This is a genomic window from Neobacillus camarae (genome assembly GCF_054950115.1).
Genome location: NZ_JBUCKX010000003.1, coordinates 900,131 through 914,036 on the forward strand (window position 1 = coordinate 900,131; position 13,906 = coordinate 914,036).

Consider the following 13,906-nt stretch of genomic DNA (forward strand, 5'->3'; position numbering starts at 1 on the left):
AACTATACTTCAAACAAAGAGGCTTCGTTCAGATGTAAACCTTTTTGCTGGATGATGATATGAAAATAAGAGCTTATCCCCCCTGGCAGGATTAAACTGCGAATCGCCCGGTTACGCTTGGCCGCCTCCGAAAATGGATTGGGGTCATAAGATTCTTCCAATTCTTTTAGAATGCCGGCTTTTATCAGAAAATCATCCTGGCGCAGCTTAGAAACAAAGGCCAGATTGAGTTGATTCCCTTTTTGAATTAAATGATCAAAATGAACATGTGTCGTTATGTCTATTTCTCCTGGATTAATTAATACATGATCAATCATCTTATGCTGGCTGTATCCCCGCAAACTACCTTTTTTCCTAGCTGGATCCATCCATTCTTCATTGGTATAACCATAATCCGCCGAAATGACCAGTCCCTTTTCACAAACAGCAGAGATTTGTTCGATCATTTCTTCCATCGCTAGGGGGACCTCAATCCGCTGGTGGTCTGTTAATTGCAGGTTGCTATGCCGCAAAAATTCAAGGATATCAGGATTGTTTAACGGCATCTTGTACTCTTTCAACTTGTCCTTCTCAAGTCCAATCATAATCTCAAACAAGTCCCCACCCTGTTTTTCAATAACATGAACTGGCAATGCATCAAAGAGCTCGTTACTAAAGATAATCCCTTCAAACCCCTTCAATTCGGTTAAGTTATTTAATTGGTTTACTGACTCGAAGTCCGTTAATAATTGTCTTTGAAGCTTTCGATGATATGGGCTGGCCTCAACAATGATGTACTTGATCGGGGCTTTATTCGATCTTGACCATTCCTGTAAAAAGGCATGGGCAAACCTTCCATTGCCGGCGCCAATTTCACAGACAGCCGGTATTATGTCCATTTTTTTGAAAACAACCGCCAGCCATTTGGCCATGACTTTCCCGAAAATATCGGAAACGCTGCTGGTGGTGATAAAATCGCCCAAACGGCCAATTTTCTCTTTTTCACTCATGTAATAACCGTATTCGGGATGATAAAGTGCTTCAGATATGAATTGTGCATACGAAATCATTTGGTTAGGGGAACAAGAAATTAATTTCTGTAAATAGGTAAACATTGGAACTCCTTTTCGATTAACACTATTGACATAGTGAAAACTTTATAATATTGTAAAGGTAGTAGCTTAACAATATCCCTCCCATTTTATGAATAGAACATCCCCCAGAAAGACCCTTCTCATTCGAGAAGGGTCTTTCTTATAATAATAAGATATCATTATCCGCTATGAGAATTCTCCAGCTCCACAAGGAAAGCGCTTAGCATCATAAACATCGGACGAAAAAAAGCTTTAGCTTTTTGGAGGACCATCCTAGCGCCTAGTGTCCTTCGCTCCGCCATAACGATATGGCAAACAAGAATGCATATGTTCAACTACGCCTCATGCACCGCCTGCTGCCTTTTGGAGAGCTCCACAAGGAAGGCTTCGACACATAGGCATCACACGACCAAAAGGCGTTAGCTTTTGGTTGGAGGAGGCCTGTCGAGTGCTGACCAGGGCACTTGCGCTTTTCATATTAAAATCCGTTTAAAAACGGATTGCTGTCCATTTCGTTGACAATGGTAGTGACTGAGCCATGGCCGGATAATACATAGGTTTCTTCCGGAAGGGTCAAAAGCTTGTCATGTATACTTTTTAACAGCTGCGTCTGATTTCCTCCTGGCAGGTCTGTGCGGCCAATGCTGCCTTGAAATAAGGCATCCCCAGAAATGACAAAGCCTTCCTTTTCAAAATAGTAGGAAACGCTTCCGGGCGAATGACCTGGTGTATGGTATACATGAAAGCTAAAATTATGGATTTGAACAGTTCCCTCACTTTTTATTATTTCATCTGCAGGTTTAACAATAACCGGTTCAATAAGGGAGAAGAATTGGGAACCATTCAAGCTTGCGTCACCCAGCCACTTTTCTTCCTTTTTGTGCAGATAAACAGGAATTTTGTAATGCTCCCTTACTTCATCAACTGCGCCAATATGGTCAAAATGGGCATGTGTTAACAAAATCGCCAGCGGCTTTATTCCTCTGCTATTCAGGAGATTAATTAGCTTCTTCGCATCACCTCCAGGGTCGAAGATAAGGCAAGCTCGCTCTGAATTTTCAACAATGTAACAGTTGGTTTGGATACTCCCCAAGGGGATTTGCTGCCATTTCACTAAGAATTACCTCCAATCCGGATTCCGATACTATAATATTATACTAAATCACCAACCTAAGAAAGAATTGCAGAAAAATAAACTCTCCCTGATGTCCGTGGCTTCCAATGGTAAAATAGTCAGAGAATTTATATAAGGCCTCGACAAATAAAGGAAAAAAATATAAAATAAGAACGAATGTAAATAATATTGATACATAGGATTTAAAAATCAAGCTTGGCTTGTTTCTAACGGAAAAAGGGGGATTACCATGGGATTAGTCATTATTTTCGGTTTAGTAGCAATACTTGCAGCTCTTGGTGCATTTAAGGCACTTAAGAACAAGAATTTATTGGCTGCATTTTGGGGAGTTGCTTCTCTTGCTGTATTCGGATGGTTTGCCGTCATGACACTTATCAATTCAGGATATCCAACCGGAACACATTAAAAGACTGTCAAATGACAGTCTTTTTATTTTTCTTCACTTAATAGGCTATGAACCTTATCCACCTTATACTCCATCGTTCGGTTCACATCCCTGCGGTCATCGATCCGAATAGACGTGCATACCCGCTTGACGCCTTCAGAAAATGGAACTTCATGCATCGCTTGAATCACCTCAAACAATATCGGTAACTCACCTTCTACAATGGTATTCATGGGCGTTAACTGATAACGGATTTTCCCTTTTTGTTCATAATCCTGCAATACCTTTTGAACATTTGCTACATATTGACTTACACTCGGAGACTCTGTGCCTACCGGAATCACAGTCACATCAACAATCGCCATTAGCTGCACCTCATCTTTAATGAATTGACACCGTGATTTTATCACAATCAATCACAAAATGAAAAAGAATGACACTTGATGTCACCCTTCAAATAATTGATAAACTTTCTTGCTGTCGATATCTATAACCTTGTCAAATTGATATCCGTAAAGCAACATGTCCCCAGATGGGGAAAACATGATAGGCTCATTCTCCATTTCCGAGAGAACTTGATGATGCTTTCCGTTTTTAATATCATAACTTACCAAATCAAACCCACTCGAATAGGAATCCGCATCCCCACTAGTAACCGGTTGAAAAGTCATGAATTGGTTGTGGTTTTGGCTGTAGTCATAATACGGGATTAACCAATCAGAGTACATGGCAAGCTGGGGAATCGTGAATACCAAGGTTTCTTCCAGCTGTTCGTTATAGATGGTATATTTTGATTTTGTTGGTTCATTGCCGTCAACCGTTATCGCCATCAGTTGGTTTCCAAACAAGTTGTAATGAATAACCGATTCTAATAACATCTTTTCTGAGCCAGTTGTTATATTCCGTGTCATTAGCGGTGCAAATAATCCAGGCTCTTCTTGATCCCAATTTATATAGACAAGTCTTTGTTCATCCTGCCATTTGTTAAACGGCTGGGGCAAGGACAGTTCAGTCATAGATCTACTGTTCATATTCAGTACAAAGGTCTGAAATGTCCAATCCTCATTGAATTTAGAAACCAGCACCTTTGTTTCATCATAAGGATTCCACTCAAAACTAAGCTCATGAGAGGGAATCGCTTGACGCTCCCTTTGGTTTCCTTTTGTATCGATAATCGTAACAACACCCTCATTGGAGGAAGGGGAAGAATGAATCAGGATATATTGCTTGGATGGACTAATGACACCAGTAACAACAGGTGTATCACTTCGATAGATCACTTCACTGGTGCCCGATAGGAGGTTGTACCGATAAAGGATCGAAGTTTGTCCCTGATTTGCCAGATAAACCACTTCTGTTTCGGAAAGCCAGCCTATAAGGCTATCAAATTCGCCTTCCGGAACGGATATCGGCAGTTTCCATTGTTCAGCAGCCACAGCAGATACCGGCTTGGCTGTTTCACTCGTTCCCGCAGCGGCAGGCTTTGTTGGTTCCTGATTTTTACATGCTCCTAAGAAAAGGTTTATCACCATGACAATTACAACCAAAGAAAATACGTTTGAATATTTTCGCCTGAAATTTAGAAGCATCTTCCCCCTCCTCCCACACGATAATACGTTTAACTTCATTATAATGTTTCAATTATTAAAAATATATGACAACTTAAAATCATGGCTTCCTAAATGGTGCAAAAATCTTAACAGTAATGGATCTTCACAATAACCCCCAAACGTACTTGTTCAATATTTTGGAAAAAGAAAACCTGCATCTCTGCAGGCTCAAACATTCTGTGGCAATTTATTTTTTATCAACCAGGCAGCCCCAATGACTCCTGCATCATTCCCTAAGGTTGCCAAGGCAAGTTTGGTAGAGTTTTTCACAGCCGGAAAGGCAAACTTCGCAAAGTAGTCATTTACTGAGTCCAGTAAAATGGCACCCGCTTGGGATACACCGCCGCCAAGTACTATTTTATCTGGATTGAGGGTATTAGCCAGATTAGCTAAGATTAATCCTAAATGAAAGGAGACATCATTCAAAACTTTTTTCCCTATCGAATCCCCACTCTTCGCCGCATCAAAAACGTCCTTTGCGGTAATTTTTTGCTGGGCTGCCAAAAGTTCTGTTAATTTCCCTTGAAGCTCCCCTTTCTTGATCTCCTCTAGAGCCAATCTAACAATACCGGTAGCTGAAGCCACTGTTTCAAGACAGCCAGTTTTCCCGCAATTGCAAGGTGCACCTCCAAATGGAACTGCCGTACTATGGCCGATTTCTCCGGCCGCGCCATTCACTCCTTGGACGATGCGGCCACCGACAATAACCCCGCCTCCCACACCTGTTCCCAGTGTGACACATACGAGATCCTTTGCTCCCATTCCTGCTCCCATCCACATTTCACCCAAAGCGGCACAATTGGCATCATTCTCAACAGCCGCAGGAAGGGAGGTGGCAGTCTCGAGACTCTCCTGCAGCGGGAAGTTATCCTTCCACCCTAAATTGACGGCATTTAAAATGACTCCGGTTTCATAATCAACAGGACCAGGTGCTCCCATCCCAATACCAGCGAGCTTTTCTTTTGAAACTCCAAGTTCGGTAAGCTTTTCGTCAATTGATTTTGCTATATTTGCCGTAATGTTTTCACCTTCGTTTGAATTGTCGGTCGGAAGCTCCCATTTGTGAATTATTTCCCCGTCTTGCGAAATAAAAGCAATTTTTGAGGTGGTACCACCCAAGTCAACTGCTGCAATCCATTGATCTGCCATTCTCCTCACCTAACTTTTCCTGGACTTTTTGTCTTTTTCCAATTGAATCTCGTGCCTTAAAATTAACAAGGCAGTTTGAAAATCCTTCGTATCAATCAGTTGTGACTGATACATATCCTTTAATTCGGCTTCCATTAATTGAAGATCAGCCTCTCTGTCACCGATATAAATAAGCGTTCCAAAATTCTTTAAAAATTGTTGAATATCATAAACCGTTTTCATGTTATTTTCACCTTAATCTATTAATGGGGAGCTATTCCCCTACAACCAAAGTATACCCTAGTGGTTATCAGTCCTCAAGTAATCTTCCCAAAACTTATCCGCGGCTCTTTTCAACTTCTTTCCCGGTTTGTTTTAGTCATTTCACGTCTCGGATTCCCATATAACAATAACAGGACAATCTTTTCTGTTCGAAAATATTGCGGAAGGATGAAGATTTCTTGAGAAAAATATATTATGCGGCAGGGTTGGGGGTCATCGTCCTAACAGCTTGCCTATTATTAACTTCGCTTGGTACTCCAAAAGCCCAAGAAAGTATTACCTATTTTCCAATTGAACCGAACGTTACCTATAAAAAAAGTAATACAGCTGTCTCGCTTGCGGATCAAAAATCAACTGATTGGAAAATCAATTCTATCTTGGACCGAAAAGCGTACTTACGTCAAGATGCCGGCCTGTTGTTTCAAAACGGAAGGCTGATTGGTAAACTTGGGGAGTGGAAGCAAAATACAGCATCGATTTCGCAAGAAAAACGTTTTCCGGCTCAAACTGGCTTGCTGCAGGCGGTCACTTTTCACCATGCCGAGCTGCATGAGGGAGATAAAATTTTGAGCTCTCAAGCGATGTCGGAAGATGCTTTATATGTCATTGCCCAACCCCCAAATTCTGTTTTTTCCTTTCGATCACCAACTACAAATGCGGAGCGGGAGTGGAAGCAAAGATTGGACGAACAGACAGAGCGAATGCTATATTACAGCTGGAACAAGGGCGTGAGGCATTTTTCCATTCCACTTAGTGAATACCAGGCCTATCCGCTGCCTCTTTTCAATAATCGGGCAAAAACCGGCCTTCCTGGTTTTTCAAAAGAAGCATCGGACAAAATCACCGGACAATTATGGGAAGGACTCTATAAAAATTATTTTCTTGGCATCAAAAAACAGGACGGCACTACCGTCCCTCCGATTGGCAGTACCATCCCGCTGATTCTTTTGGCAAAAAATCAAACCCATCTATTAGTCCTGACAGAGACAAAGGATGGCAGTCCTATTCTCCTCCGCCAGATGATTGCAGCTGGCTATTAATTTCACGTACCAAGTCGGAATACTCCTGCTGTTTTGGATTAAGGTCAGCCGCTTTTTCAGCGTTTATTTTCGCCTGTTTTAAGTCCTTTTGCTCAAGATTGACCAGTGCCAGATTGAAATAGGCTTCATGGAAATCCGGGTCAAGTTCAATGGCTTTTTGCAAATGAATTTTTGCATCCGCCAGATTGTCCTGCTTTATTTCAACATACGATAAAAGAAAATAGGTTTTCTCGGAAGGATTTTCTGCATTGCTTTCATATCTATTTAGAACATTATAGGCTTTTTGATAATTATTTTGTTTCATATAGTCTTGGGCAAGAACGACAACGGTATTCTCATCCTGCGTTTGACTCGAAACATTAAACCCATATGAAAGGGACCCCCAAACTATAATGGCTGTGAGAATCAAAAAGGCTGCCTGACTCATACCCTTTCTTTTTTTCGGAAAATAAACAATTCCTCCGGCCAAGAACCCCCCAATCAGTCCACCCAGATGGCCGGCGTTATCAATGCCTGAAGTCGTGAAGCCAAACACAAGATTAAGGACAAGAACAATGATGATATTTAAACCCATGGTCCGGAAAAACAGCTCTCGGTGAGTGGCTCCAAAATACAACAATGCCCCAAAACAACCAAATATGGCGCCACTGGCCCCTGCGGAAAGGTTGGGACTAAAGATAAAGCTGGCAATCACTCCTGTAAAGCCGGCAAACAAATAGATCAACAGGAACCTGACTTTTCCGTAAATTCGTTCCACGACAGTCCCTAAATAATATAGGGAAAGTGTATTCATGAATAAATGCAACAAGCCAATATGAACAAAAACCGGGGTTATAAACCTCCAATATTCCCCTTCATCTATCAACTCGTTTACTTTTGCGCCATATTTTATCAAGGTGGAGGTGTTGGTGCTCCCGCCATTCAACTGCATCAATAAAAACACGGCCAATTGAACAAAGATGAACAAATAGGTAAAAAAGGGCTTACTATTTTTAAAAATCGATCGCTCATTGTTTACCCGATTAATGGCGAAATCCAAAGCAGCCTTTTTCTGAAGGTTAACATCCTGGTCCGTGTATTCGGCTTGATCAGATAATTTTAGTTCCATTCCCAGCCGGTTTGATAGTTGCTCTAACCCCGTTTCACCTATACCTTTTGCGAGAAGGAATGAATGAACCGTTGTTTTATTTTTATCCGGGTAAACATAAGGGGTCTTGAGACGGTACTCATATTCATCGACAGGAGGAAACTCGCTGATATAAATATTGACCACGTCCAGTTTATGCCGTCCAAGCTGACTTCGAACTCTTTCACCATTGGAGGCGGTAAACTCGATATCCCTCTGCATGGCGTTTCCCCAGTCCATGTTTTCGAGTAACATTCTAACCACGGGTGCATTTTTGTTTTCCATTTTCTCAAGCCAAAGCTCCCTTTGGTTTTCAAACAATTGAATAATCCGGTAGCCGTGCTCGGAGATGAGTATACGGGCGATTTTCCAGAAAACATAACTCTCTTTATTATTCATTTCTCCCCTGCCTTCCAATGAACAGCTATTTGGTACTAACCTGATTCTTTCATTATATACGAAATGATAGATATTCTTGAATAAGATGGCTCTTACGGAATAAAAAAAACCATCTGTGGTGTTCACCAATCAGATGGTCCTCCAAATACTGATCCCATTAATCTTTGCTTTACACCAGGCAAGCGCATCATCGAACTGACAGCCAGCCGGCGCATCCAGCTTAAACCGAGCAGGATGTTCATAATCCGATATCGGTACCTGTAAACAATAAACCCTAATGACCCAATCATGATAATGGTGGATAATATACGTGACATGTGAATCCCTCCTATGTTATATACTTTGAAATTCACGTAAGTTTTATCCAAAAAAAATAACAGCTATCCCAAACAAATGGCATCATGCCATGGATGGAACAGCTGCTGTTACTCTCTAATTATTTAAATACAGATTCCATGGTTTTCTTTAAGACATTGACGGAATGCTCGAATTTTTGTTTCTCAGTTTCGTTTAATTCCAGTTGTACAATCTCTCTAATGCCATTTCTGTTAACAATTGCGGGAACCCCAATATAAATATCATTCTGTCCGTATTCTCCATCCAAGTAAGCCGAAACAGTCAGAACTGAGTTTTCATTCTGCAGAATGGCTTTTGTTAACCTTACGAGACCCATGGCAATCCCATAATAGGTAGCACCTTTACGCTCGATAATATGGTAGGCGGCATCGCGGACATTCTCAAAGATTGGATTTAGATCTGCTTGGGAATTTCCGTGAATCTCCATCCATTTTTCAATTGACGACCCCGCAATATCAGCATGACTCCACACTGGGAGTTCTGTATCCCCATGTTCGCCAATAATATAGGCATGAACATTCCGGGTATCCACATTAAAGTAATCTCCCAGCAGGAACCGGAATCGTGCAGTATCCAATATTGTTCCTGAACCGATAACCCGCTCTTTTGGGAAACCAGAAAACTTCTGAACGGCGTATGTTAAGATGTCCACCGGGTTAGTTGCCACTAAGAAAATGCCTTGAAAGCCGCTTGCCAATATTTCATCAACAATATTTTTAAAGATTTTCGTATTTTTCTCTACAAGGTCCAAACGGGTTTCTCCAGGTTTTTGATTGGCCCCCGCTGTTATAACAACGATATCGGCATCCCCGCAATCTTTATAACTGCCATACCATATTTTTGTATGGGACGGCGCAAAAGGAAGTCCATGATTCAAGTCCATGGCGTCACCTTCCGCTTTATCTTTATTCAAGTCAATCAGGACCAACTCTTCTGTTATTCCTTGGTTCAGCATGGCAAAAGAATAACTTGACCCTACGAATCCTGTTCCGATAAGAGCAACTCGATTTACACGATCTTGCATATCTATTCCTCCCAAAAATTCTTATTTTTCTTTAATGAACATGAACCATATTTTTAAGTCTAATTCATACAGTAGCGGGCTATAACATAAATAATCCGATTGCCGCAAGCGAGGCAAGAAAGTTTGATAAAAAATTAACCATATCGTTGTCCACAAATGGCATGCCCTTTATTTTAACGGTTGGCTGGCTGCAGTGAGTATGTTTCTCAGTTGTCATGCCGCAAACCCGGCACTGGTAAGTTTGTTGATAAAACGCACCAATCAATGTATCAACGACATTTCCTATGTATCCAAAAATAAAAATAGCCAGACTTACTAAAATATTCATTTCAAAAAGCCCAAAACTAATGACCGCAATTAACAAGGATCCTGCCATTGCGGCAATACTTCCTAATAAACTGACAGCACCGGATGTTCCTCTTTCGACAGGCTTCAAGGTCTTAATGAAGATTGGTTCCCTTTTGCTTAAACTGCCGATTTCCGAGGCCCACGTATCCGAATTGGCACTTGCGATACTCGTTGCAAAACCAATCAACCAAATACTTTCCTGTTGAAAGATGTACATGATACTGAATAGGCCGGCTGCTCCTCCATTGGCAGCAACCTGACGCCAGTCTCTTGTCGATCCCTTAGCCAGTTTTTCTTCCAAACCATGTTTTGCAGATTTTTTATAACTGGACCAGTAACTGGAGGTGGCAAAAAACACGGCCAAGAGGATCAGCCCGCTTAGGCCAAACCCCAACAATATGGAAATGCCGACTACTATGGACGCGATTGCCCCTGATTTATCTAAAAGCTTAAAAAAATAACCAGCCATACCTCCTAAAGCAATGACGGCAACAAGGATGATAGACTGGGTCATCTGATTTTCAGGACCTTATCAGGAGTAATAATACACGAAACCGGGATATCATGGTTTTCGACAGGAAGATCGCTGATGATTTGTTCATTAAAGGCCAGTGATACAGTATTTCCGGAATATCTGCTTAAAAAGCGGTCATAATACCCCCCGCCAAAACCGACCCGGTATCCATCCGTTGAATAGGCCAACCCCGGAACAATTAATAATTCCATGTCGTCGGCAGCCACTTCCTTAGTTATTTCCTCTATTGGTTCAAATAATCCAAAAAATACGGACTCAAGCTGGGAAAACTCTGTCAGGGCATGAAAGGTCAATAACTTTTCCTTGGGATTACATTTTGGCACTGCCACTTGTTTTCCTGATTCCCATGCTTTGCGAATCATCTGATATGTATCGACCTCAGGCGGCTTGGAAATGGTTATGCCGATAATTTTCGCCTCATTCCAAACCTGTTCCTGAAATAGCCTGCAGGCAATCTTGTATGAATAATCCTCGTAAATCGGTTTACTCAGCTGTGAAAGGGTCTGTTTCATCCCGGACCGGATGGAAATTTTTTCACGCATGGTTCGTCCTCCTATACTTAGGTACAAAAAAGCAGCAGGAAAACCTGCTGCTTATTTTGTTTCACGGTGTGCAGTTGTACGCTTTTCTCTTGGGCAATATTTTTTAAGCTCAAGACGATCCGGGTTGTTACGCTTATTTTTTGTAGAAATATAGTTACGGTCTCCACACTCTGTGCAAGCTAACGTAATATTTACACGCATGTTTATTTCCCTCCAAACGATTAAGCTAGTAAAGTCCATACGACTTTTCTATAATATCATTTTTCAAAAGGAAATGCTAGTCTGTTTTTCAGAAAAGCGTAAGCACTCCAGATTAGCGACGTATGTCACGGAGTCATTCATCCTAATGGTTAAAAATAGGTTTCCCTTTTCTTTAAAAGGGCCTGCTCCATAGAAATTACTTCATTTCGACTAACACCAGCAATCGCCCATGAGTTCACTTTTTTGGTAGAATGCCTTTCCACTTTTAAATTCAGGGCAAAAATACTGACGGCTGGCCCTTTGGCCATCGGCTGATACTTGAGCGACCCTGTTTCAAGCGAATTCCAAATCTGATCTGTAAAAGCATTCCATATCGGTATGGTCGTATATTGGCTGACCCCTTCGTCCGCTGTTTGGCCGTTTACTAAAAATACGTCCTCACCATTATGATGAAAAATATGCTTATCTGTTGGTGATATAAAGGTTAAATGTTCTTGATCAATATTCGGAAAATAGTGCATCCCCATGATTTTGATATCTTTGTCTTGATTACCATGATTACTGACGATAATCTTAGACAAATGAATTTTCGAGTGAATATGTTCCTGTTTCATATTCAAGATTAACGCTTCATCATAAATCACTTTTTCCGTACTGTTATAAAGCCAATAATATTTTTCATTTACCCATATCCCGGGCACAAAATGCAAGTGCTCCACGGAACTTCGGCGTCCGGAAGTCTCAATCGGTTTTTGCGGTTTGATTAGTTTCATCTTCCTCTACCCCAATTTTCATTTTTATTTAACCGTAAAATGTTCCTCATCTTCATATATCTGCTTGCCCAATACCATATCCTGCATCAATTGACCTGATTCATAGGCAATTCTTTTCCATCCATATAAACTTAACGCAATGCTTTTACCCTTTAATCCTATTTCTTGTAATTTAGCTGGATTTTCCACTAAGTATGTTACCTGTTTTAACAGACTTTCGGCGTTTCCCGGATTCATGAGCAACCCAGTTTGCAGGTGCTTCACAATCCCCTTTAAACCACCCGTATTCGAGACGATGGTTGGTTTGCCAAGAATCATTGTTTCAAGGGCAACGATGCCAAACGGCTCATAAAGACTAGGAAATACGGCCATTTCACTTCCTGCAATAAGCGCGTTTCGTTGTTCGTCGGTAACAAATCCTATAAATTCCAAGTAATCAGTTAATTCTCTCTTCTCAATCAGCTTCTGGTATTCAGATAACATCGGTCCCTTGCCGGCAACAACAAAGAAATAATCTAATTTCCTTTGCTTCACGATTGTTGCTGCCTCAATGATCGTCTCAAATCCCTTTTCTTTCACAATCCTGCCAATCGAAAAAATGTATCGGCGCCCGCTTAAATTAGGAAAATACATTTCCGCTTTTTCTTGGATACAAGGAGTGTCAACTCCATTAGGGATGACCGATAGTCTGCCCTCATCCACAGAAAAGATGGACATTAAGGATTGCTTCATATACTCACTGCAGACGATTAAATGGTCTGACTTAGACATAAGCTGCTGTTCCTTCTCATGGATAAACCGTTGCATTTCCGTATAAATTCCATTATTTCTGCCATGTTCCGTTGCATGTATGGTCGATAAAAGGGGTATGTTCAAAGTGTCCTTGATATAAATGGCTGCTGCCCCCACCAACCAATCATGGGCATGCACCAAGTCGAACTGGGTTCCATCGGTCAGTTGTTCCGCCTTAAAGGCCATTGCCAAATTAAGACCGCATATCCATGCAAGAAAATCTTCATCTTGGTCATTGAGGGGTATTACCCGGTGCACCTGCACTCCTTCCCTGACCTCAAAGGGCATTGAGCCTGCGTTGCCGGCAGTTATCACATGCACTTCATGACCGATTATGGCAAGATGAACCGATAAGCCATAAACATGTCTGGATAGTCCTCCCACCACGTTTGGCGGGTATTCCCAGCAGAGCAGGAGTATTTTCAGCCGTGATTTGGAAATATCCTTAGAAGGATTGGGAGAATTAGTCATGTTGGTCCTCCTTGTTGCGATAATAACTATAGGTGCTTACATAATCATGCCATTTGGGAGCAACGTTGAAGGGTGGCTTGACCGGCGGCAATCCATGCTTTGAATCAGGATTCATCTGCTTTTCACTCTCCGGTACCAGAAGGCTATTGGAGCGGAAAAACGGGAAGTACTCGTCTTCTTTTAAATACACTCCTATTTCTGAAACATAGCTTCGTTTTCCCGCTAATCCCTTAACATGCCAGAAACCATTCTGATATGGAATAGCTAATTCGTAAAAATGGTGTGCATTATGACCGGTAAAAACCAAATCGGTAACATCGTAAATCCTCACCACGTGTACTAGGTCTTCAAACTGTATGCCAAAAAATAACCCGATCATTTTTTGGGGCAGATCAGAGGGATCCCAGAATATGGCTATTTCATTTGGGGAAACCAGCTTCATTTTCACATTATTTATGGGAGGTTGAAAGAGTGGCAGCAAAGCGTCACCTGTGGCTGTCTCTTTCTTATGAAGTTGTTGCGTTAAATGGTCGCTTTTGTTAATCATCTTTTCCTCCAGCCTTAACCTACAATATATGAATAAAACAAGGAAATATACCGAGTCGATAAGTTAATCGTAACATCAGAAAGAGAGTCAGACAATAAACGCAATTTGTCGCTTTTTGCACTTCCTTATGTTCAAAAG

General features: G+C 41.4%; 17 protein-coding genes. 2 read left to right on the forward strand and 15 right to left on the reverse strand.

What is annotated here, in order from left to right; translation table 11 throughout:
• Positions 1-2 precede the first annotated feature (2 nt).
• Together ACY8D0_RS19805 and ACY8D0_RS19810 are read right to left on the reverse strand one after the other, a co-directional pair.
• The gene (locus ACY8D0_RS19805; RefSeq protein WP_462412211.1) at positions 3-1,094 is read right to left on the reverse strand and encodes a class I SAM-dependent methyltransferase; all 1,092 of its coding nucleotides are present in this window, start codon (positions 1,092-1,094) and stop codon (positions 3-5) included.
• A gap of 457 nt (positions 1,095-1,551) precedes the next feature.
• Positions 1,552-2,187 carry an MBL fold metallo-hydrolase gene (locus tag ACY8D0_RS19810; protein ID WP_462412212.1) on the reverse strand — a complete coding sequence of 212 codons (636 nt, stop codon included), beginning with the start codon at positions 2,185-2,187 and terminating at the stop codon, positions 1,552-1,554.
• Between the two features lie 250 nt (positions 2,188-2,437).
• Here ACY8D0_RS19810 and ACY8D0_RS19815 point away from each other — a divergent pair, with 250 nt between their 5' ends.
• Positions 2,438-2,614: a DUF2759 domain-containing protein gene (locus ACY8D0_RS19815; RefSeq protein WP_462412213.1), complete on the forward strand. Its 177-nt coding sequence runs from the start codon at positions 2,438-2,440 to the stop codon at positions 2,612-2,614.
• 23 nt (positions 2,615-2,637) lie between these two features.
• Here ACY8D0_RS19815 and ACY8D0_RS19820 read toward each other — a convergent pair whose 3' ends face one another.
• The 4 genes from ACY8D0_RS19820 to ACY8D0_RS19835 form a co-directional block, all read right to left on the reverse strand.
• On the reverse strand, positions 2,638-2,958 hold the full coding sequence (locus ACY8D0_RS19820; protein WP_462412214.1) for an MTH1187 family thiamine-binding protein: 321 nt from the start codon (positions 2,956-2,958) through the stop codon (positions 2,638-2,640).
• 81 nt (positions 2,959-3,039) lie between these two features.
• Entirely contained in the window at positions 3,040-4,182 is a 1,143-nt protein-coding gene (locus ACY8D0_RS19825; RefSeq protein WP_462412215.1) for a YqgU-like beta propeller domain-containing protein, read from the reverse strand.
• 189 nt (positions 4,183-4,371) lie between these two features.
• Entirely contained in the window at positions 4,372-5,352 is a 981-nt protein-coding gene (locus tag ACY8D0_RS19830; protein WP_462412216.1) for an ROK family glucokinase, read from the reverse strand.
• Positions 5,353-5,361: 9 nt separating this feature from the next.
• A complete protein-coding gene (locus ACY8D0_RS19835; protein WP_462412217.1) occupies positions 5,362-5,574 on the reverse strand; it encodes a YqgQ family protein in 213 nt (70 codons plus the stop codon).
• 218 nt (positions 5,575-5,792) lie between these two features.
• Between ACY8D0_RS19835 and ACY8D0_RS19840 the strand changes: the two genes are divergently transcribed.
• Positions 5,793-6,653 carry a hypothetical protein gene (locus ACY8D0_RS19840; protein WP_462412218.1) on the forward strand — a complete coding sequence of 287 codons (861 nt, stop codon included), beginning with the start codon at positions 5,793-5,795 and terminating at the stop codon, positions 6,651-6,653.
• Here the strand turns inward: ACY8D0_RS19840 and ACY8D0_RS19845 are convergent.
• From ACY8D0_RS19845 to ACY8D0_RS19885, 9 genes are all read right to left on the reverse strand, one after another.
• Positions 6,616-8,304, reverse strand: coding sequence for a rhomboid family intramembrane serine protease (locus tag ACY8D0_RS19845; protein ID WP_462412519.1), 1,689 nt, complete (start codon positions 8,302-8,304; stop codon positions 6,616-6,618). The genes ACY8D0_RS19840 and ACY8D0_RS19845 overlap by 38 nt on opposite strands.
• On the reverse strand, positions 8,301-8,495 hold the full coding sequence (locus ACY8D0_RS19850; RefSeq protein WP_462412219.1) for a hypothetical protein: 195 nt from the start codon (positions 8,493-8,495) through the stop codon (positions 8,301-8,303). Before ACY8D0_RS19850 ends, ACY8D0_RS19845 begins: the two co-directional genes overlap by 4 nt.
• Positions 8,496-8,614: 119 nt before the next feature.
• Positions 8,615-9,559 (reverse strand): L-lactate dehydrogenase, encoded by a 945-nt coding sequence (locus ACY8D0_RS19855; protein WP_462412220.1) that lies wholly within the window; start codon positions 9,557-9,559, stop codon positions 8,615-8,617.
• 79 nt (positions 9,560-9,638) lie between these two features.
• Positions 9,639-10,421: a DUF92 domain-containing protein gene (locus ACY8D0_RS19860; RefSeq protein ID WP_462412221.1), complete on the reverse strand. Its 783-nt coding sequence runs from the start codon at positions 10,419-10,421 to the stop codon at positions 9,639-9,641.
• Positions 10,418-10,984: a 5-formyltetrahydrofolate cyclo-ligase gene (locus tag ACY8D0_RS19865; protein WP_462412222.1), complete on the reverse strand. Its 567-nt coding sequence runs from the start codon at positions 10,982-10,984 to the stop codon at positions 10,418-10,420. Before ACY8D0_RS19865 ends, ACY8D0_RS19860 begins: the two co-directional genes overlap by 4 nt.
• A gap of 51 nt (positions 10,985-11,035) precedes the next feature.
• Entirely contained in the window at positions 11,036-11,185 is a 150-nt protein-coding gene (rpmG, locus tag ACY8D0_RS19870) for a 50S ribosomal protein L33 (protein WP_015594975.1), read from the reverse strand.
• Positions 11,186-11,334: 149 nt separating this feature from the next.
• Complete coding sequence (locus ACY8D0_RS19875; protein ID WP_462412223.1) at positions 11,335-11,958, reverse strand: hypothetical protein; 624 nt, start codon at positions 11,956-11,958, stop codon at positions 11,335-11,337.
• 24 nt (positions 11,959-11,982) lie between these two features.
• Entirely contained in the window at positions 11,983-13,221 is a 1,239-nt protein-coding gene (locus tag ACY8D0_RS19880) for a glycosyltransferase family 4 protein (protein WP_462412224.1), read from the reverse strand.
• A complete protein-coding gene (locus tag ACY8D0_RS19885) occupies positions 13,214-13,768 on the reverse strand; it encodes a DUF4912 domain-containing protein (protein ID WP_462412225.1) in 555 nt (184 codons plus the stop codon). Before ACY8D0_RS19885 ends, ACY8D0_RS19880 begins: the two co-directional genes overlap by 8 nt.
• Between the last annotated feature and the right edge of the window lie 138 nt (positions 13,769-13,906).

Excerpts from the sequence above, each read along its gene's own strand:
- ACY8D0_RS19805 (WP_462412211.1), bottom strand. The coding sequence starts at position 1,094 with ATGTTTACCTATTTACAGAAATTAATTTCTTGTTCCCCTAACCAAATG.
- ACY8D0_RS19815 (WP_462412213.1), top strand. The coding sequence starts at position 2,438 with ATGGGATTAGTCATTATTTTCGGTTTAGTAGCAATACTTGCAGCTCTT.
- ACY8D0_RS19820 (WP_462412214.1), bottom strand. The coding sequence starts at position 2,958 with ATGGCGATTGTTGATGTGACTGTGATTCCGGTAGGCACAGAGTCTCCG.
- ACY8D0_RS19825 (WP_462412215.1), bottom strand. The coding sequence starts at position 4,182 with ATGCTTCTAAATTTCAGGCGAAAATATTCAAACGTATTTTCTTTGGTT.
- ACY8D0_RS19830 (WP_462412216.1), bottom strand. The coding sequence starts at position 5,352 with ATGGCAGATCAATGGATTGCAGCAGTTGACTTGGGTGGTACCACCTCA.
- ACY8D0_RS19835 (WP_462412217.1), bottom strand. The coding sequence starts at position 5,574 with ATGAAAACGGTTTATGATATTCAACAATTTTTAAAGAATTTTGGAACG.
- ACY8D0_RS19850 (WP_462412219.1), bottom strand. The coding sequence starts at position 8,495 with ATGTCACGTATATTATCCACCATTATCATGATTGGGTCATTAGGGTTT.
- ACY8D0_RS19855 (WP_462412220.1), bottom strand. The coding sequence starts at position 9,559 with ATGCAAGATCGTGTAAATCGAGTTGCTCTTATCGGAACAGGATTCGTA.
- ACY8D0_RS19860 (WP_462412221.1), bottom strand. The coding sequence starts at position 10,421 with ATGACCCAGTCTATCATCCTTGTTGCCGTCATTGCTTTAGGAGGTATG.
- ACY8D0_RS19865 (WP_462412222.1), bottom strand. The coding sequence starts at position 10,984 with ATGCGTGAAAAAATTTCCATCCGGTCCGGGATGAAACAGACCCTTTCA.
- rpmG (WP_015594975.1), bottom strand. The coding sequence starts at position 11,185 with ATGCGTGTAAATATTACGTTAGCTTGCACAGAGTGTGGAGACCGTAAC.
- ACY8D0_RS19875 (WP_462412223.1), bottom strand. The coding sequence starts at position 11,958 with ATGAAACTAATCAAACCGCAAAAACCGATTGAGACTTCCGGACGCCGA.
- ACY8D0_RS19880 (WP_462412224.1), bottom strand. The coding sequence starts at position 13,221 with ATGACTAATTCTCCCAATCCTTCTAAGGATATTTCCAAATCACGGCTG.
- ACY8D0_RS19885 (WP_462412225.1), bottom strand. The coding sequence starts at position 13,768 with ATGATTAACAAAAGCGACCATTTAACGCAACAACTTCATAAGAAAGAG.